This is a genomic window from Curtobacterium flaccumfaciens pv. betae (assembly GCF_026241855.1).
In the GTDB taxonomy this organism is placed as follows: Bacteria; Actinomycetota; Actinomycetes; order Actinomycetales; family Microbacteriaceae; genus Curtobacterium; species Curtobacterium flaccumfaciens.
Genome location: NZ_JAPJDC010000001.1, coordinates 197,430 through 215,170, shown reverse-complemented (window position 1 = coordinate 215,170; position 17,741 = coordinate 197,430). Strand labels below are relative to the sequence as shown.

Below are 17,741 nucleotides of genomic sequence, written 5' to 3'. Positions count from 1 at the left end.
TGTAGCGTCTCGGACCGTGACCTGGCTGACCGATCCGTTCTCCGTCGACTTCATGGTGCGCGCCCTGGTCGGCGGCTCCCTGGCGGCGGTCCTCTGCGCCGTGGTCGGCACGTGGGTGCTGGTCCGGGGCATGGCGTTCCTGGGCGAGGCGCTGTCGCACGGCATGCTGCCCGGCGTCGCGATCGCCACCCTGACCGGGATCCCGCCGGTGCTCGGCGCCGCGGTGAGTGCGGGCGTGATGGTGCTCGGCGTCGGGGCGCTGCGACGTCGCGCCCGACTGTCGTACGACACCTCGATCGGCCTGCTGTTCGTCGGGATGCTCGCGCTCGGCGTGATCATCGTCTCGTCCTCGCGGTCGTTCGCCACCGACGTCACCGCGATCCTGTTCGGCGACGTCCTCGCCGTCACCCGAGCCGACGTCGGCGGCCTCGCGATCACCGCAGCCGTGGCCATGGCCGTCGCCGTGGCGTTCCACCGGCCCTTCACCGCGCTGGCGTTCGACACCCGCAAGGCCACGACGCTCGGGCTGCACCCACGCCTGGCCGAGGTCGTGCTCATCGGGCTCGTCACCCTGGCGGTCGTCGCCTCGTACCGGGCCGTCGGCACCCTGCTCGTCGTGGGCCTGCTGCTCGCGCCGGCGGCCGCCGCCCGCGCCTGGACCCGACACGTGGCCTCGACGATGCTCCTCGGCGCCGGGATCGGTGCCGCCGCCGTGCTCGTCGGGCTGCTCGTCTCCTGGCACGCCGGCACCGCCGCCGGCGCGAGCATCGCCGCGGTCGCCGTCGGCAGCGTGGTGGTCTCGCGCGCCCTGGCCGTCGTCGTCCTGCGGCGCACCCCGATCCCCACACCGGCGCGCGCGGCCGCGCCGGCAGCACCACGATCCGCCGCACCGTCTCGAGAGGGAGCATGAAGCACTCGACCACCAGCCGCGCCCCCGCGCGCCTCCTGTCCACCATCGGCCTCGCCACCGGCCTGGCCCTCACCGTCACCGCCTGTTCCACGGGCACCCCGTCGGCCGACAGCTCGACCGGCACCGCCCGCCCCCACGGCTACGTTGCGGGCGCGAGCGAGTCCCAGGAACCCCAGGTGCGCCTCCTGGCCGTGTCGGCGACCGGCGCGACCGCGCTGCACGACCTGCTCACCGAGGAGACCACCGAACTCGAGGACGTGGACGCACCGGAGCACTCGGCGACCGACGGCCGGTTCGTCGTGACGAGCGGTGCCGACCGCACCACGATCGTCGACGGCGGGTCCTGGACGGTCGACCACGGCGACCACACGCACTACTACGCCGCCGAGCCCCGGGTCGTCGGCACGATCGACGGCGGCGGCCGGGTCGCGGTGCACTCGTCCGAGACCATGACGACGATCACCTGGCCGGACCGGGCCGAGGCCGTCGTGCTCGACCGTGAGGCACTGGGCCAGGGCGAGGTCGACGAGACCGCCCGGATCGACGCGAGCGTCCTGCTGCCGATGGGCGAGCAGCTCGTGGCGGCCGACGGCGACACGGTCCGCGTGCTCGACCAGGACGGCGAGGCGACCGACACCGCCGACACCGCTGAGCAAGCGTGCACCGACCCCGCCGGCGGGATCGTCACCCGCGCCGGCGCCGTCGTGGGCTGCGCCGACGGAGCGGTCGTGGTGGACGACACCGGCGAGACCTCGTTCGTCGACCTGCCCGACGGCGCCGAGCGTCCGACGGCCTTCGCCGCACGTGCCGGCCGGCCCACCGTCGCCGGCCTGGCGGGCACCACCGGGTTCTGGTTGCTCGACGTGCGACAGGGCTCCTGGCGGCTCGTGCCGACCGATCGGCCCCTGCGGGCCGTGGTCGCGGTGGACGACGAGGACGAGCACGTGGTCGGGGTCGACGACTCCGGGCGGGTGGTCGTCGTGACCGCTGCGACGGGGAAGGTGGCCACGACCGAGCCGCTGATCGACGCCCGAGCCGGCGACACCGGCACCGACCCCGCACCGCTGCTGCAGCTCGACGCCCAGCGCGCCTACCTGGCCGACCCCGCGGACGGCACCGTGCACGAGATCGACTTCGCCGACGGCGCCCGGGTCGCCCGCACGATCGAGCTCCCCGTCGCCCCCGTCGCCTTCGCCGAGGTCGGACTGTGACGGGCACCAGGGCCCTGACCGCGGGCCTCGTCGCCGCGATCGTCGCCCTCGTCGCCACCGGGTGCACCACCGCAGGCTCCGACCGCCCCCTCGTCGCGGTGACCACGAACATCCTCGGCGACGTCGTCAGCGAAGTCGTCGGGGACCAGGCCGACGTCATGGTCCTCATGCCCCCTGGCGCCGACCCCCACTCGTTCGAGGTCTCCGCGCAGGAAGCCGCCCGACTGCGGAGCGCCGACCTGGTGGTCGAGAACGGGCTCGGGCTCGAAGAAGGGGTCGCCCGTCACGTCGCGGCGGCGGCCGAGGACGGCGTGCCGGTCTCCACCGCCGGGGACGCGTTCGACCCGCTGGAGTGGACCACCGAGGACGACAGCGGCCCCGACCCGCACTTCTGGACCGACCCCGCCCGGATGGTCGACGTGGTCGAGGCCCTCGACCAGGACCTGCGCGACGCCGGCATCGAGCCGACCGGCACCGACGCCTACCTGGACGAGCTCCGCGACCTGGACGACACGATGACGACCGCGTTCCGGACCGTGCCCGAGGAACGCCGGGCGCTCGTCACGAACCACCACGTGTTCGGGTACCTGGCCGACCACTACGGGTTCCGGGTCGTCGGGGCGGTGATCCCGAGCGGGACCACCCTGGCCTCCCCGAGCGCCGCCGACCTGCGCGACCTGGCCGACGCGATCGACGAGGCGGGGGTCCGGACGATCTTCGCCGACGCCTCGCAGCCCGCGCGACTGGCCGAGGTGCTGGCCGAAGAGGTCGACCTGCACGTCGAGATCCGCCCGCTGGCGACGGAGTCCCTCACCGAGGACGGCGACGCCTCCACCTACCTCGGCATGATGCGCTCGAACACCGAGGCCATCGTCGACGGCCTGTCGACTGGTAATTGAGAATGAGAATCAATACAGTGAACAGCATGACGAACACGAAGACGCTCCGGGCCGTGTGGCCCGCCGCCCTGCTCGGCGCGGCCGCACTGGCCCTGACCGGGTGCGCCACGAACACCGACGCCGGGTCCGACAGCACTGCTAGCCCGAAGGCCGACGGGACCCGCATCACCCTGACCTACGACGGCGGTCTGCTGGTCCTCGACCAGGACCTGCGGGTCGTGGCCGACGACGCGATCGACGGCTTCACCCGGGTCAACCCGGCCGGTGACGGACGCCACGTGCTCGTCACCGTGCCCGAGGGCTTCCGGGTCCTCGACATGCAGGCCGAGCCCGCCCTGACCGAGGCGGTGTTCCCCGCCGACACCGGCGGCCACGCGGTCGTCCACGGCGACCGCACCGCCCTGTTCGCCGACGGCACCGGCGACGTGACGACGTTCGACCACACCGAACTCGACGGCGCCGACCTGCCCGAGGTCGAGACGACGAAGTCCGAGGCCGCCCACCACGGCGTCGCGATCGAGCTCGAGGACGGCACGCTCCTCACCACCATCGGCACCGAGGAGAGCCGCTCCGGTGTGCGCGCCCTGGACGCCGACGGCAAGGAGACCACCCGGTCCGAGGAGTGCCCCGACGTGCACGGCGAGGGTGCGGTCAAGGGCGAGGTCGCGGTGTTCGGCTGCACCGACGGTGCGCTGGTCTACCAGGACGGCGCGTTCGAGAAGATCGACGCCCCGACCGAGTACGGCCGCACCGGCAACCTGTTCACCACCGAGGACTCGTCCGTCGCGGTCGGCGACTACAACGACGACCCCGACAGCGAGGGCTACCTGCTCGACCAGATCGCCCTGATCGACGCGGCCTCGGGCGAGTACACCGTCGCGGACATGCCCGACGGCGTCGGCTTCACGTTCCGCGACCTGGCCCGCGGCCCCGGCGACGAGGCCGTCGTGCTCGGCGACGACGGCGCCCTGCACACCTTCGACGAGACCACCGGCGAGCAGCTGGAGTCGTACCCGGTGATCGACGCGTGGGAGGGCCCGACCGAGTGGCAGGACGCCCACCCGGCTCTGAAGGTCGAGGGTGACGTCGCCTACGTCACCGACCCCGCCGAGCAGAAGGTCCACGCCGTCGACCTGACCACCGGCGAGGTCATCGCCTCGAGCGACGAGCTGCCTGGCGTGCCGAACGAGATCGCGGTCGCGTAGCGTCCCAGCGCGACCACCGAGCGGACGGGAGGCCCGTGGCGGCGTCGCCACGGGCCTCCCGTCCGTCCGCGGGTGCGTCCTGCACCCGGCCGGGTCAGCCCTGCGGGGGCGAGTACAGCTGCAGGTCGTTGCCCTCGCTGTCCTTGAAGGGGATGATCTTGCCCCACGGGTGCTCGCTGATCTCGCCCTGGATGTCCGCGCCGCGCTCCTTGAGCGCGGCGACCTCGTCCTCGATGCTGCCGTCCGGCTGGAACGACACGACGGCGCCGCCGTCGCTCGCCTGGCTGGCGGACTCGCGCCCGTTCAGGCCGATCATCAGGCCGCCGGCGTCGATCTCGCTCCAGTCGTCGGACTGGTCCTTGACGGTGAGACCGAGCGTGTCGCGGTAGAACGCGACGGCGCGCTCCATGTCGCTGACCGGGACCCAGACTGCTGCGACTCCACTTGCCATGGTGTTTCCTCTCGTCGTGGTGTGCCGTGGACGGTAGGCAGCGCTCGTGCACGCCGGTACAGGGTCGATGTCCCCCGGCGGTTCAGCCGGCGGCCGGACGCCACATGCTGATGGGGGTCGCCGCGCGGAACCCCGCGATCGGCGCGCCGTCCGCGAACCCGTGCCGTCGGTACAGCCGGCGGTTCACCGGGGTGGAGGACTCCAGGTACGCGCCGTCCGACGTCCGGTCCGCGCGCTCGAGTGCGTGGCCGAGCAGCAGTCCACCGATCCCCCGACCCCGCGCTGACGCCGACACCCCGATCTCGGCGAGGTACCAGTGCGGGGTGACCGGTCGGGCGCGCTCCATGCGGCGCAGGTGGGCCACCGCGCGGAGTGCCCCGCCGAGCCCCAGGACCCGGAGGAACGCCGGCACCTGCCGCACGAAGGCCCGGACGCCACCGGGCTGCCGACCGGGTGCCTGCCAGAAGGCGGCGCCGACCACCCGGTCACCGATCGTGGCGACGTCCACCCGTCCCGCGGGCATCGGCACCGACCGGATGAGCGCGGCGAACAGCCCGGTCAGCACGGCGGGGCGGTCCTCGCCGGGTCGCGGCGGCCGGAACTCGGCGAGGACCGGGTCGTCGGCGAAGGCCTCGGCGAGGACGGCCGCGGCCGCCTCGAGCTCGGCGGGTCCTGCTGCTCGGACGACGGTCTCCATGCTGACTCCTCGGGTGTTCGGTGATTTGGCCACCTGGCCGACTTCATCTTCGTGGCCGGTCCTGCACGCGCCCCGTACGCTTCCTGTGATGACCGACGAGCAGCAGACGCGCGGGTACCGCAGCCGACAGGTCCGGCGTGCGGAACTGCTCGACGCCGCCGCCCTGGTCATGCGGGACGACGGCCTGCGCGGCCTCACCACCCGGGCCGTCGCCGCCCGAGCCGGCGTCGCCCACGGTGTCGTGCACTACGCCTTCGGTGCGCGGCGCAACCTGGTCGTCGCGCTCCTCGAGCGGCAGGCGCGTGCGGTCCTGCCGCCGGTGCTCGCGGCCGCCGACGAGCACGACGACCTCGCCGCCGCGCTCGAGGCGGGGATCTCGGCGTACCTCGACCTGGTACGGCGCGAACCCGAGCGGTTCCGGGTGCTCGAGGCCCTCAGCGCGACAGCCCTCGCCCCGGACGGCGACGGGGACCTGCTCGACGCCGAACGACGGCTCTGGCGCGACGGCGTGGTGGCCGGGATCGAGCGATGGACCGCGCGGCACGGGGCGGCGCCGTCCGAGCCGGTGCCCGTGGTCGCCGACGCCGTGATCACCCTGGTGGACGGACTCGCCCGCGCCGCGTGGAGCGATCCGGACGGCACCGCGACCGCCCGATCGCGGGCGTTGCTGGTGCGCGGATTGACCACCGCGGTGACCGCCGCCGTGACCGCCGAGCACTGACCTGCAAACCGACCGGGGAAGCGCTCCGAATGTCATGTGTGCCGCACACTGCGGCGCGTACAGAAAAGAGGGCTGATCATGACCAGCAGCGCAGCAACCGCACGCACCACCTCCGGTTCGACGTGGACCCAGCGGGGCGCGTTCGTCTTCGGTGTCGTCTTCCTGATCGTCGGCATCGCCGGGTTCATCCCCGGACTCACCATGGACATGGGCTCGATGTCCATGGCCGGCCACGGCTCCATGGCCCTGCTCCTGGGCCTGTTCCAGGTGTCCGTCCTGCACAACATCGTGCACCTGCTCTTCGGCATCGTCGGGCTGCTCGCCTCCCGCCGTGCAGCCTCCGCACGCCTGTACCTCGTCGCCGGCGGCATCGTCTACGCGGTGCTCTTCGTCTACGGGCTCTTCACCGCGGGCATGGCCGGTGGCGCGAACTTCGTGCCGCTGAACAGCGCGGACAACGTGCTGCACGCCTTCCTGGCCGTCGCGATGATCGTGCTCGGCTTCGTCCTGCCGCGGATCGGGGCGCGCACCGCGCGCTGAACCGCAGCACACACCGGACGGGAGGCCCGTGGCGACACCGCCACGGGCCTCCCGTCCGTCGTCAGGGGCGTCCGTCGTCCGCGTCGACGACACCCGGGGTCGGGGTCGTGCCCGTGAAGGCGTCGCGCATCGTGCCGACACCGCGCTGCGGGTGGGCGCGGTCGAGGTACTTGGCCCGCGACTCCTTGCGCGGTTCCGGATCGGTGCGCATCGCCTGGTTCCGGTCCTGCTGCAGCGCGCTGTCCACCTCGCCCTCGCGGTTGAACGACCACATGAGCATCGGATCGCCGATCGGAAGGTCGTGTGCGGGCTGCGAACCCATCGGGGTGCTGTGCCAGGTGTGCCAGGTCTTGCCGTACGAGTTCACCAGGTGCCCCATCAGCTCGGTCTCCACCGCGATCGGCAAGCCCGGGGCGACGAGTTCACCGGAGAACACCTCGTGGTTGTGCGGGTGCCACGACGCCTGCTCGTCCTCGGGCAGGGACTCGAAGAGCCGCTCGGACACGATGTACTCGATGCCGATCAGGTTCGCGTCGGCGGTGTTGCCGTCGAAGAGCACGCACTGCAGCATCTCGGCGTTCACCACCTTGCAGAAGTGGTGCGCCTCCATCTGCACCTCGGGCTCGCCCTTCACGCAGTGGAAGCCGACCACGTAGACGTCGAAACCCCGCAGCGGCGCCGAGGTCTGCAGCACGGCGGCGCCGCGGTCGAGCAGGGCGAGCTCGAAGCCGCCGGCCGATCCGGGCGGGGTGACACCGGTCTTCCGGTCGTGCACGGTGGGGTTCAGGGGCATGGGGGCGTCCTTCCGTCCGTTCGAGGTGGGCGCCATGCAACCCGGCAGCCCCTCGGAACGCTGTGCGGTTGCGGCGTACTGTCCGCTGCATGCCCGCACTCATCGACACGTTCACCCTGTCCAACGGTCTGCACATCCCGAAGATCGGCTTCGGCACCTGGCAGATCCCGTCCGGCTCCGACGCGTACGACGCCACGAAGACCGCCCTCGACCTCGGCTACCGCCACATCGACACCGCCCTGGCGTACGGCAACGAGGCGAGCGTCGGCGAAGCCGTCCTCGACAGCGGCATCCCCCGCGACGAACTCTTCATCACCACGAAGCTGCCGGCCGAGATCAAGACGGCCTCGGGCGCCCGCGACGCCTTCGAGGAGTCGAGCAACAACCTCGACCTCGGACACGTCGACCTGTACCTGATCCACGCGCCGTGGCCCTGGAGTGACATGGGCTCCGACCACCGCGACGGCAACGTCGAGGTCTGGAAGGTCTTCGAGGAGCTCTACGACGCCGGCCGCACCAAGAGCATCGGCGTCTCGAACTTCGCCGTCGCCGACCTCGAGGACCTGCTCGGCCGCACGGACGTCGTCCCGCACGCCAACCAGATCCGCTGGTTCATCGGCAACACCCAGGACGAGACGACCGCCTTCGACCGGGAGCACGACATCCTGACCGAGGGCTACTCCCCGCTCGCCACCGGTGGACTGCTCGAGAACGAGCAGATCGCCGAGATCGCGGCGAAGTACGACAAGACCGTTGCCCAGGTCGCGATCCGCTACCTGCTCGAGAAGGACGTCCTGCCGCTCCCGAAGTCCACGACCCCGTCGCGCATCGCCGAGAACGCCGACGTCGACTTCGTGCTCGCCGCCGAGGACGTGGCCGCACTCGACACGCTCGAGGACACTGCGAGCTGACGCCGGCCCCACCCCGGACTGGAGGCGCAGTGCCGGCTGGCACCGCGCCTCCGGTCCGTACACGGCCAGATCACGGACGAGCCTCACCCACCGTGCGTTCGCACCGTGCCTGGCAGGCTGCTTCGTGCCGCCTGGTCGCTCCGGACACCGGACCAGCTTCAGCCCATCACGGGTTCTGTCTCGCAACCCACGGCGAAGACAGCTATCGAGCTGACGGCTTACGACATACAGCTACGAGACGCAGAACTTGGCGGAACTGGTAGGTGTGACGCGCTCAATCACGGCACGCACGAGACGTCTCTTGACCCTAGGCTCACGAGATACGACTTTATACGCCTGCACCCCTCCCTGCACCGTTAGAGGGATCGGGGGCTGCTCTTTCACGCAGAAAATGCGTATGCGAATACGAATACGAGAACCACATCGCCGACCAGAATCGCCATTCCTGACCAATAAGCAGAAGCACCCGGCCCGCGATGCATCCTGCCTCGCCCAAAGCCCTCAGCTCGTACAGTGCGCCTCGCGCTGAGCAGAATTAGGAACAAGCCAAACACAGCCACAACTACCAATGCTGCCCAGATCAACCAGAACAGGGTCATGTTCACGGCAATATCTCCCTAGAGCCTCGTGGGTAGGAAACGTGTCGCAGCAAGTCCGAGTCCGCCTCCGACGAGACCCGATACTCCACCTTCCACCGCTCCCTCGAGAGCGCTCTGGCCGTAATTCGAGCCACCTTCAACAGCTTCGGATGCAATACCCCCAGCCGCACCAAAGGCGACTCCCACCGCAACGCCCCCAAGAAGGCACCCGAGCCCGCCAGTAGACGCACAGATAACCGCGCCGGCAGCCACGCCGAGACCGTTCACCACACCACTAGCAGCGGCACCGGCGACAGACTTACCTGAGGGATCCGAGGAGTTGATCGGCTCCGCTCCTGCGAACGCGTAGCGGTTGGCGTTGGAAGGGCTGAGGGGTGCGTCGAGGGTGTCGCGTTCGATCCATCCGCCGGTGGCGTTGGTCTGCCACCGGTACCCGAACTTGGTGAGCCCGGTGTCTGTGTTGCTGGAGCGGAGTCCGTTCTTGTACCCGTAGGGGTTCTGCTGCCACTGCGCGCTCGTTCCGCCCGCGGTCACGTGCTCGGCACCGTACGGGTCGTAGGAGACGGTGTACGCCGTCTTACCGGTGTCAGCGATGGACGCGGCGGGGTTCCCGATGCCGTCCGTGATGTACATGCTGGTCGTCCCGTCGGTGGTCCGGAGATCCAACGCTTGCCCGGTAGTCGGGTCGCTGATCACAGCGGCCGTTCCGGTGCCGGTGACGGTGCGGTTCGCGATCACGGGAACACCGTTGCTGTCGGAGGTGCCATACGTGTAGTCGTACTCCGCTCCCCCGTCGGTGGCCTGGTGCAGCAGTTTGAGCATGTCTGCGCCGGCGTACTCGTACGTCGTCTGCGTCCCGTTCTTTGTGGATGCAGTGAGCTGCTGGGCGCCGTTGTACGTGTACGTCTCGCCGGGTGCGGCGGTCATGTTGCCGACACCGTCGTAGGAGTAGCCGGTGGTGGTGATCTGCCCGACCGCGTTGAAGGACAGCTTCTGGTCGGACTTCACCGCACCGGTCGCGGCGTTGGTGGCTTTCGCTTCGGTGCGGTTGCCGGCGGAGTCGTACGTGTACGCCCAGTTTGTCGGGTTCGCCCCGCCTGTCTGGGTGATGCCGGTGAGCCGGTCGGTGGGGGTGGTGCCGTCGGCTGCGAGGTAGCCGTAGTTGGTGACCTGCCCGGTGATGTTGTCCTTGGACCACTGCAGCTTGTCGCGGTCGTTCACCGTGGAAGCGGTGCAATCAGGAGCGGTGGTCGATGCGACGTAGCAGTAGCTGGAGTCGACGACGGCGGTCGGGTTGCTGCTGTCCGACCAGGCCTGCACCTTGGTGACCTTCCCCGACTTGTCGTACGTCAGCGTCTGGTGCGCCGCCCACGACGCCGGCTCAACACCCGCGGTCGCGGTGCTGGAGGCGCCGAGCCAGGTGTCGGTGCGGCGGCCCTGCTTGTCGGTCAGGTAGATCTGCTTCGCCGTGCCCGAACCCGTCGGGTACGTCGTCGCGGTGAGGACCTCCGACGGGTCGTACTCGTGCGACACCGAGCCGGTCTGGTCCGTGACCTGCACGGTGTTCCCCGCAAGGTCGTAGCCGTAGGACACGGTGCCACCGCCGGCGGTGTTCACCGTGGAGGTGAGCCGGTTCCGCTGGTCGTAGGTGTTCGTGACCGTCCCCGTCGCGGAGGTCTGGGTGAGCTGGTTCCCGTCCGCGTCGTACGTGTTCGTCACCGTCGCCGTGCCGTCGTCGAACGCGGTCGTGAGGAGCCGGTCGTCGTTGTCGTACGTGTACGTGGTGACGCCGCCGTCGCCGTCGGTGTGGTTCTTCATCCGGCCGAAGTCGTCGTAGGCGTACTTCTGCACCCCGAGGCTGGTGCCGGTGGGCGGGGTGATCGACCCGAGCTGGTTGTTCGTGTCGTACGCGTAGACCGTCGGGTTGCCGCTGTTGCCCGGGGCGGTCGCGGTCTTCACCGCACCCCACGCGTACTGGTCGGTGCCCTTCTTGTTGTAGGTCAACGTCGACGTCGCCGCAGGGTCACTGCTCGACTGCGACGATGTGGCGTTGCCGACACCGTCGTAGCCGATGCTGGTCGACGTCTTCGAGCTCGAGGTCACCTTCGACGGCAGGTACGCCGTCGCCGACCCCGAACCGTAGTCCGCAGTGGAGCTGGATCCGGTCCCCGAGGTTGACTGCGTCAGCGACTGGCTGCTGTTCTTGCCGTACGTGTTCGTCGTCGTCCCCGACCCCGCATCACCAGCCGTGCCAGTGGTTGCCGTAGCGACGCCGTTGTTCGCGGAGTTGTACGTGCGCGACCGTTCACGGCCTGCAGCATCCACGGCCTTCGTGACCAGGTCGTTGCTGTCGATCGTGTACGTGGTGTGCTTTGCGTCGGCGACCGTCGCCGACTGATCCGACCGCGGGTCAGCGACCTGCGTCGTCGTGTCGTTCGCGTAGGAGAACCGCGTGACCGCGGTACCCGGCGAACCAGCAGTGGTGTTGCGCTGCTCGACCTTGGTGACCCGGTCGGACGAGTCGTACGTGAACGCGGTCACGCTCCCTTCGGGCGCCGTGATCGAGGTGAGGTCCCCACTGGTGTAGGCGAACGTGGTCTTCTTGCCAAGCGCGTCCGTGTACGTCGTGATGTCACCGGTGCTGTTCTTCGTCCACGACACGCTCCGGCTGCTCGAGCCGCTGGTCTGGGAGAACGTTTGCACCCCGTCGGTGTACGACGAGTTCGCCTTCCGAGCCCCGCTCGCACCAGCGGTCGAGACGAGACTCTTCAGTGTGAAGCCGGACTGGTCGGAGTTGAAGCTGATCTGGTTCTGGTTCCGGTCCACGATCGAGGTGGGCTGGCCTGCGAGGTTGAAGTGCGTCGTCGAGTTCGACGTCCACCCCTTCAGCGTGTACTCGTGTGTCGTGCTGTTGTCGACGCGGGTCAGCGTCTGCTGCAGACCAGCCGGGCTGATGAACGCGCCCTGCGTCCCCGACGGACGGAACTGCCACGCCGTCCCGACGGCATCGGTGTAGATGACACCGGCGGCGTTCGCGGTCAGGTCACCAGCGCCGGCGAGGGCGTACTGCCACCGGTTCGCGTCCATCGTGTTGGTGTCTCCGACGGTGGTGCTGCGCGAGTTGTACGCGGCGCCGATCGTGGTGTTCTGCGTCACTCCCGGCAGGCTCATCGCCGTCGTGGTGACCAGCAGGTTGCCGGTGCCGACGTCGACGGAGCCGTTGGTCTGGTCCGTGATCGGGAACGGCAGCGTCGTCGCGGACTTCCGATTGCCGGTCCGGTTCGTGTCGGACGGTCCGCCGGGAAGCGAGTTGTAGGTGCCCTGCAGGTCGACGACGTAGTCCATCGCCGCCTTGCCCATGTTCTTGATCCGGATGTTGCCGTTCGCACCCACCGGTGTGATCACAGTGTTCGACACGATCGAGGTCGTGTCGCTGCTGATCGCTGAGGAGTCTGGCTCCGCGGACCCGTCGGCCCACATCTTCGCGTACGAGTCCGCACCGCTGTTGTTCACTGCGGTGAACGTCACCGCGGCAGCCGAGAGTCCACCCTCGACCGTCGGAGCACCAGCACGGCCACCGACCTGCACCGCGAACGACGCACCCGCGGCGATGCTGGCCGTTGTGCGGGTGTCAACGAGCCGACCGGCCTGGGGCGTGAAGCCGCCACCCGGATTGGACTGCAGGAAGTAGCCCTGAACATCGACGACGAGGTCGATCTTCCCGCCGCCCTCGGCGGTACTGAGACTGAACTTCCCATCGTCGCTCAACGCCACCTGCGCGTTCATCGCCGTCGTCAGACCCGCGGTGGAGTTGTAGTTCAGTACGCCCGTGCTGCGGACCCCACCCGTCGGCGTGGGCCGGACGTAGCCCGCCTTGGCCTCACGGTTGATCACGACGATGTTCACCGCGACCGCCGCGGCGCCCGCAGGGATTCCGTTCGATCCGGTCGCCTGGATGGTGCGCTGCGACCCGGCCGGGATCTGCCCAGCTGCGGCCCCAGTACCGTCGCGAGAGTCCAGCACGCGCGCCGGCGACATCGCCACGAAACCACCCGCCGAGACGCCGTTCTTGGTCGACGTGTAGTAACCGGTGATGTCGATGATCACGGTCGACTGTGCCGTCTCCGTCATCACCTGGATCGTGCCATCGTCGGCGACGGCGAGCAGGCTCGAGTTCGACGTGTTCCCTCCAACGCCGGCGTTGTAGACCATCAGCAGCGTCGACGGATCCGACGACGACGGACGACCGAAGAGCTGGCCCTGCCCCGCGGGAGCGACGATCGTGACCATCATCGTCACCGCACCGATTCCCGTCGACGGCAGACCATCGACCCCGGCAACCTTGACAGTCCGGTAGGTGCCCTTCGACGTCCCACCACCCAGCACCCGAGCATTCGACGGCATGGGCACGTACTGCCCGCCCGTCCCCGTCACCGCAGCCTGTGCCGGTGCCGGCTGCGACACCACCACCAACAACGAACCCAGCAAGGCGACCAACGTCACCACTGCCAGCATCACTCCTCGAACACGACCCGACAACGACGCAGCGAACACGCGAAAAGAACCCCTCAAGAGCCGCGCCAGCAGCAGCCCCCTTGGCTGTACTACGCAACTTCAGAGCACGTTACGGAGCATCCCACGGAACCGCGCCCCCACTACAGGGGGTAGAAAGTTAGCAGCTGGAACCAGTACGAGGATCCCTGAAGCGACTGAGAACACGAGCCGTCTCGGGCGCGACGGGGGCCCTGGGACCACTTCAGGCAGCGGCGCCACAACCCGTTACCACGAGAACAGAGCGCCGAGGACGTAGCCGCACTCGACGCGCTCGAGGACACCGCGAGCTGACGCGGCCACACTCCGGACTGGAGGCGCGGTGCCAGCTGGCACCGCGCCTCCAGGTCGGTGTCCGGAACCGGTCGATCGTTCGCCGGGTGCGGGGCCGCGAGCATCGGACGCTGTCCCGCGTCAGGGGCTCGCCACCCCATGACACGTTCGCCCGCTCAGCGCTCTGCGGTGTCGTACTCGAGGAGTCCGTCGTCCTCCAGCCGCTGCAACCGGTCCGCGAACCGGTCGGCGGCCGCATCCCCTCGGATCGCTACTCCTGTGATCGAGCCCCACGTCTCGACGGCGCCGCCGAATTCGTGGATGACATCGTGAGCAATGCGGAAGGCGCTTTCATCGCGAGGACTGATCCTGAAGACCCAAGACTGTCCCCGGTCGACACGTCCTCCGTACTCGAGCTGTCCCGTCGAAGTGTTCTCGACCGTCTTGATGATGTCTCCGAGATGGACGTTCTTCGCGAACAAGGGGACGCAGCTGACAACGTTGCGGCCGTCGTCGAGGACGATGATCGTCAGGTCTTCGTAGCGGATCGTGTCCCACGACGGGTCAAGCTCCACCCGGACGACCTTCTCGACCCCGAGCACTGGGTTCTCGTGCGTGACGACAGTGTCATCCGGCATTCCTGCGGATCCTTTCGCATGAGCGGTGGGCTTCACCCGATCTTCCGCAGCCCGAGCGCAGCCTTCTTCCGCACCCACGGGCGGTCATCGGTCAGCTTCTCCTCCAAGGCCTCGCGCGCTCGCGGGTTCGACCGCTTGCTCAGTGCGAAGACCACATGCCCGCTGATGTCGTGGTCGTCCATGAGTTGCAGGAGGACATCGACCGCTTCAGGCCGCTTCGACTTCCCCAGCGCGAGGGCCACCATCTGCCGTGCACGTCCGTACCGCGGATCGAGCGCAAGCGCTGCCACGTCGTCGAAGTACGTGTCCACGTACGCGGTCTGGATCGAGTTTCCCACCGCCCAGCGCGTACCCGCTTCGTCGGTGAAGTTCCGGAACGCATCGACCAGCGCGGGCATGGCTGCGCCCTTTGCCGATGGGTTCGTCAGCGTACGAGCGACTGCCCGCTGCATCATCGGCGTCCGCGCCTTCCGTAACCACTCGAGCAGCATCGGTACCGCGTCCTTGTACCGGACACCCGACTGAGCGAAGGCGGACAGGCTCGAGAAGTCGTACCCCAGCGCTCGGAGGTCGGCCAGGATCGCCGACTGCTCGGCGGCTTCTTCTGGAGTGAACGGCATCAAGTCCCCCGGAGCGTGGGGCGGCGAGTTCGCTTGACGACGGTCATCGGATCGACAGATCGATCGCGACGACACCGAGCACGAAGATCAGGACGATGACCACGAGGCCGATCGTGGGTATCAGCACCTGTCGCCGCACCGTGGGAGCACCAGACGCCCCGATGACCCAGGTCGTGATCGCGACGACGAGTGCGAGGAGCGGCACGAGAAACTGCGCGGTTTCCCGACGGCGTACGAACACTGCAACGTCACGTCGAAAGCGCAGGGCGTGTACTGCTCCAGTTGCGCGGCGACCATCCCCGGCAGCGAGCCGATCGCCGCGAACACCTCGAGGAACACGAGGAAACAGAACGCGAGTCCGAGCAGCCACCAGCCACGGGGACGGCGCCGGACTTCGTCGATGGATGACCGCTTCATGTGAGCCCGACCGTACCGCAGGGGCGACACGGAGCACGGACTCGTAGGGTCGAGTCGTACCGACCGCACACCCGGGTGGGTCCGCGCCCCACAGCGGACCTGACGACGGGAACAGATCGTCCCTGTTGCCGGTTGCACCACGCGGTGTCGCAGCCAGTGACACGAGAGCCCAGGAGGCCACCATGACCACCACCGAGACCGCCATCCTCGCCGGCGGATGCTTCTGGGGAGCGCAGCAGCTCCTCCGTCGTCGTCCCGGCATCGTCAGCACCCGCGTCGGCTACTCCGGCGGCGACGTGCCGAACGCGACGTACCGCAACCACGGCGACCACGCCGAGTCGGTCGAGATCGTCTTCGACCCGTCCCAGATCTCGTACCGGGACCTGCTGGAGTTCTTCTTCCAGATCCACGACCCGTCGACGAAGGACCGCCAGGGCAACGACATCGGTCGCAGCTACCGTTCGGCCATCTTCTTCACGACCGACGAGCAGAAGCAGGTCGCACTCGACACCATCGCGGACGTCGACGCGTCGGGCATCTGGCCCGGCAAGGTCGTCACCGAGGTCACCGCGGCCGGCCCGTTCTGGGAGGCCGAGGACGAGCACCAGGACTACCTCGAGAAGAACCCGCACGGCTACACCTGCCACTTCGTGCGTCCGGGCTGGAAGCTCCCGCACCGCGACGAGGCGACCGCGGCCGTCTGACCTGACGACCGCGGCGGATCAGCGCGATCCGCCGAGCAGTTCCAACCAGTCCCCGGGAAGGCGATCCGCCGGCCCGGGGACTGCCTGCGTCACGGGGTGGCTGGTGGGGGCCGCGAGCTCGAGCCCCTCGGAGCGGGTGTCGTCGCGGTAGTCCCACGCCCAGGTCTCGCCGGGCTCGTAGCTCTGGATGACCGCGTGCCCGGTCTCCTCCCAGTGCCGCGTCGCGTGCGTGTTGAGGGAGTCGTCGCAGCAGCCGACGTGGCCGCACGCCGCGCAGCGGCGCAGGTGCACCCACCACGAGCCGGTCGCGTCGCACTCGACGCACCCGTCTCCGCTCGGTGCGATCTCGGGGTGGATCATCTCGGCCTGGTCCGTCATGGCCCCATCATGCCTGTGAAGGGCCACATGCGGTCGGGAGGCGCGGGGCGGGCCCGCACCGCGCCTCCAGGCCGTCATCGGGTCGCGTCCAGGGCGAGGCGTGGGGCGGTCGTGCGGGTGGCCGGGCCAGGATGGCCCTGGGGCCGACAGCCGATCGGCTCGCAGAGGGAGGACACCGTGGACACAGCGCCGTACTCGCAGCCGTTGCGGGAGTACATCGAACAGCTGCGGACCGAGGGGTACAGCGTCGCGGACGGTCAGACGGCCGACCCGGAGCTGATCGACCCGCACGGCAACCCGGTGCTCACCTGGCAGGACGACTACCCGTACTCGGAGCGCCTGCCGCGGGACGAGTACGAGTACCAGAAGTACCTGCTGCAGATCGAGCTGCTGAAGTGCCAGTACTGGCTCGAGGACACCGGCCAGAAGGTCGTCGTGCTCTTCGAGGGGCGTGACGCCGCGGGCAAGGGCGGCACGATCAAGCGGTTCACGGAGCACCTCAACCCCCGGACCTCGCGGGTCGTCGCGCTGAGCAAGCCGACCGAGCGCGAGCGTGGTGAGTGGTACTTCCAGCGGTACGTGCAGCACCTGCCGGCCGCCGGTGAGATGGTCCTGTTCGACCGCTCCTGGTACAACCGTGCCGGCGTCGAACGGGTGATGGGCTTCTGCAGCGACGACGAGTATGAGTCGTTCATGACCCAGGTGCCGCAGTTCGAGCGGATGCTGGTCGACTCCGGCATCCACCTGACGAAGTTCTGGTTCTCGGTGACCCGGCGCGAGCAGCGGACCCGGTTCGCGATGCGCCAGCTCGACCCGGTGCGGCGGTGGAAGCTGTCCGACATCGACCTGCTGTCGCTCGACCGGTGGGAGGACTACACCGAGGCGAAGACGGCGATGTTCACCCGGACGAGCAAGCGCTACGCGCCGTGGACGATCGTGCGGTCGAACGACAAGAAGCGCGCGCGCCTCAACGCGATGCGGTACTTCCTGACGCAGTTCGACTACCCGGACAAGGCCGCCGACGTCATCGGCAAGCCGGACCCGCTCATCGTCCGCCGCGGCAAGCGGGACGTGGACGTCGAGTGATCCCCCACCGGTGATCCCCCGCCGCTGATCCGCCCGCCGACTCGGAACGTTTACACGCCGGGGCCTGCCGTCACGCACTCGAAACAGACGGGCAACGGCGACGACACAGGGCCGCAAGACACTTGTCGCACTACCTG

Annotated in this window: 17 protein-coding genes; 9 read left to right on the top strand and 8 right to left on the bottom strand. The window is 69.1% G+C overall.

The window, feature by feature from the left end; genetic code table 11:
* Positions 1-16: 16 nt before the first annotated feature.
* From aztB to ORG17_RS01075, 4 genes are read left to right on the top strand one after another with little or no spacing between them, the layout of a single operon-like run.
* Positions 17-910: a zinc ABC transporter permease AztB gene (gene aztB / locus ORG17_RS01090; protein WP_214527178.1), complete on the top strand. Its 894-nt coding sequence runs from the start codon at positions 17-19 to the stop codon at positions 908-910.
* Positions 907-2,121, top strand: a complete 1,215-nt coding sequence (locus ORG17_RS01085) for a YncE family protein (protein ID WP_214527180.1) — start codon at positions 907-909, stop codon at positions 2,119-2,121. Before aztB ends, ORG17_RS01085 begins: the two co-directional genes overlap by 4 nt.
* On the top strand, positions 2,118-3,020 hold the full coding sequence (locus ORG17_RS01080) for a metal ABC transporter solute-binding protein, Zn/Mn family (RefSeq protein WP_372443698.1): 903 nt from the start codon (positions 2,118-2,120) through the stop codon (positions 3,018-3,020). Before ORG17_RS01085 ends, ORG17_RS01080 begins: the two co-directional genes overlap by 4 nt.
* 26 nt (positions 3,021-3,046) lie before the next feature.
* The gene (locus ORG17_RS01075; RefSeq protein WP_250892394.1) at positions 3,047-4,225 is read left to right on the top strand and encodes a hypothetical protein; all 1,179 of its coding nucleotides are present in this window, start codon (positions 3,047-3,049) and stop codon (positions 4,223-4,225) included.
* Between the two features lie 94 nt (positions 4,226-4,319).
* Here ORG17_RS01075 and ORG17_RS01070 read toward each other — a convergent pair whose 3' ends face one another.
* Together ORG17_RS01070 and ORG17_RS01065 are read right to left on the bottom strand one after the other, a co-directional pair.
* On the bottom strand, positions 4,320-4,676 hold the full coding sequence (locus ORG17_RS01070; protein ID WP_027467232.1) for a VOC family protein: 357 nt from the start codon (positions 4,674-4,676) through the stop codon (positions 4,320-4,322).
* An 82-nt stretch (positions 4,677-4,758) separates the two neighbouring features.
* Positions 4,759-5,373: a GNAT family N-acetyltransferase gene (locus tag ORG17_RS01065; RefSeq protein WP_214527183.1), complete on the bottom strand. Its 615-nt coding sequence runs from the start codon at positions 5,371-5,373 to the stop codon at positions 4,759-4,761.
* Between the two features lie 88 nt (positions 5,374-5,461).
* Between ORG17_RS01065 and ORG17_RS01060 the strand changes: the two genes are divergently transcribed.
* Together ORG17_RS01060 and ORG17_RS01055 are read left to right on the top strand one after the other, a co-directional pair.
* A complete protein-coding gene (locus ORG17_RS01060; RefSeq protein ID WP_214527185.1) occupies positions 5,462-6,094 on the top strand; it encodes a TetR family transcriptional regulator in 633 nt (210 codons plus the stop codon).
* A gap of 78 nt (positions 6,095-6,172) precedes the next feature.
* Positions 6,173-6,634, top strand: a complete 462-nt coding sequence (locus tag ORG17_RS01055; protein WP_214527187.1) for a DUF4383 domain-containing protein — start codon at positions 6,173-6,175, stop codon at positions 6,632-6,634.
* Positions 6,635-6,695: 61 nt separating this feature from the next.
* Here the strand turns inward: ORG17_RS01055 and ORG17_RS01050 are convergent, their stop codons facing one another.
* On the bottom strand, positions 6,696-7,427 hold the full coding sequence (locus tag ORG17_RS01050) for an OBAP family protein (RefSeq protein WP_214527189.1): 732 nt from the start codon (positions 7,425-7,427) through the stop codon (positions 6,696-6,698).
* Positions 7,428-7,516: 89 nt separating this feature from the next.
* On the opposite strand from ORG17_RS01050, the gene ORG17_RS01045 reads away from it, so the two are divergent.
* Positions 7,517-8,338, top strand: a complete 822-nt coding sequence (locus ORG17_RS01045) for an aldo/keto reductase (protein ID WP_214527190.1) — start codon at positions 7,517-7,519, stop codon at positions 8,336-8,338.
* A 617-nt stretch (positions 8,339-8,955) separates the two neighbouring features.
* Here the strand turns inward: ORG17_RS01045 and ORG17_RS01040 are convergent.
* The 4 genes from ORG17_RS01040 to ORG17_RS01025 form a co-directional block, all read right to left on the bottom strand.
* Positions 8,956-13,440 carry a beta strand repeat-containing protein gene (locus ORG17_RS01040; RefSeq protein WP_214527191.1) on the bottom strand — a complete coding sequence of 1,495 codons (4,485 nt, stop codon included), beginning with the start codon at positions 13,438-13,440 and terminating at the stop codon, positions 8,956-8,958.
* A 497-nt stretch (positions 13,441-13,937) separates the two neighbouring features.
* On the bottom strand, positions 13,938-14,399 hold the full coding sequence (locus tag ORG17_RS01035; RefSeq protein WP_214527192.1) for a DUF4265 domain-containing protein: 462 nt from the start codon (positions 14,397-14,399) through the stop codon (positions 13,938-13,940).
* Between the two features lie 32 nt (positions 14,400-14,431).
* Entirely contained in the window at positions 14,432-15,022 is a 591-nt protein-coding gene (locus ORG17_RS01030) for a HEAT repeat domain-containing protein (RefSeq protein ID WP_214527193.1), read from the bottom strand.
* Between the two features lie 40 nt (positions 15,023-15,062).
* On the bottom strand, positions 15,063-15,224 hold the full coding sequence (locus tag ORG17_RS01025) for a hypothetical protein (RefSeq protein WP_214527194.1): 162 nt from the start codon (positions 15,222-15,224) through the stop codon (positions 15,063-15,065).
* Positions 15,225-15,618: 394 nt separating this feature from the next.
* Between ORG17_RS01025 and msrA the strand changes: the two genes are divergently transcribed.
* Entirely contained in the window at positions 15,619-16,140 is a 522-nt protein-coding gene (msrA, locus tag ORG17_RS01020; protein WP_027467243.1) for a peptide-methionine (S)-S-oxide reductase MsrA, read from the top strand.
* A gap of 18 nt (positions 16,141-16,158) precedes the next feature.
* Here the strand turns inward: msrA and ORG17_RS01015 are convergent, their stop codons facing one another.
* A complete protein-coding gene (locus ORG17_RS01015; protein WP_071404761.1) occupies positions 16,159-16,518 on the bottom strand; it encodes a UBP-type zinc finger domain-containing protein in 360 nt (119 codons plus the stop codon).
* A 177-nt stretch (positions 16,519-16,695) separates the two neighbouring features.
* Between ORG17_RS01015 and ppk2 the strand changes: the two genes are divergently transcribed.
* Positions 16,696-17,604, top strand: coding sequence for a polyphosphate kinase 2 (gene ppk2 / locus ORG17_RS01010; protein WP_027467245.1), 909 nt, complete (start codon positions 16,696-16,698; stop codon positions 17,602-17,604).
* The last annotated feature ends 137 nt before the right edge of the window (positions 17,605-17,741 follow it).

Coding starts and splice junctions, on each gene's coding strand:
- ORG17_RS01050 (WP_214527189.1), bottom strand. CDS start 7,427: ATGCCCCTGAACCCCACCGTGCACGACCGGAAGACCGGTGTCACCCCG.
- ORG17_RS01070 (WP_027467232.1), bottom strand. CDS start 4,676: ATGGCAAGTGGAGTCGCAGCAGTCTGGGTCCCGGTCAGCGACATGGAG.
- ORG17_RS01045 (WP_214527190.1), top strand. CDS start 7,517: ATGCCCGCACTCATCGACACGTTCACCCTGTCCAACGGTCTGCACATC.
- ORG17_RS01035 (WP_214527192.1), bottom strand. CDS start 14,399: ATGCCGGATGACACTGTCGTCACGCACGAGAACCCAGTGCTCGGGGTC.
- ORG17_RS01065 (WP_214527183.1), bottom strand. CDS start 5,373: ATGGAGACCGTCGTCCGAGCAGCAGGACCCGCCGAGCTCGAGGCGGCC.
- ORG17_RS01055 (WP_214527187.1), top strand. CDS start 6,173: ATGACCAGCAGCGCAGCAACCGCACGCACCACCTCCGGTTCGACGTGG.
- ORG17_RS01015 (WP_071404761.1), bottom strand. CDS start 16,518: ATGACGGACCAGGCCGAGATGATCCACCCCGAGATCGCACCGAGCGGA.
- ORG17_RS01085 (WP_214527180.1), top strand. CDS start 907: ATGAAGCACTCGACCACCAGCCGCGCCCCCGCGCGCCTCCTGTCCACC.
- ORG17_RS01060 (WP_214527185.1), top strand. CDS start 5,462: ATGACCGACGAGCAGCAGACGCGCGGGTACCGCAGCCGACAGGTCCGG.
- ORG17_RS01075 (WP_250892394.1), top strand. CDS start 3,047: ATGACGAACACGAAGACGCTCCGGGCCGTGTGGCCCGCCGCCCTGCTC.
- msrA (WP_027467243.1), top strand. CDS start 15,619: ATGACCACCACCGAGACCGCCATCCTCGCCGGCGGATGCTTCTGGGGA.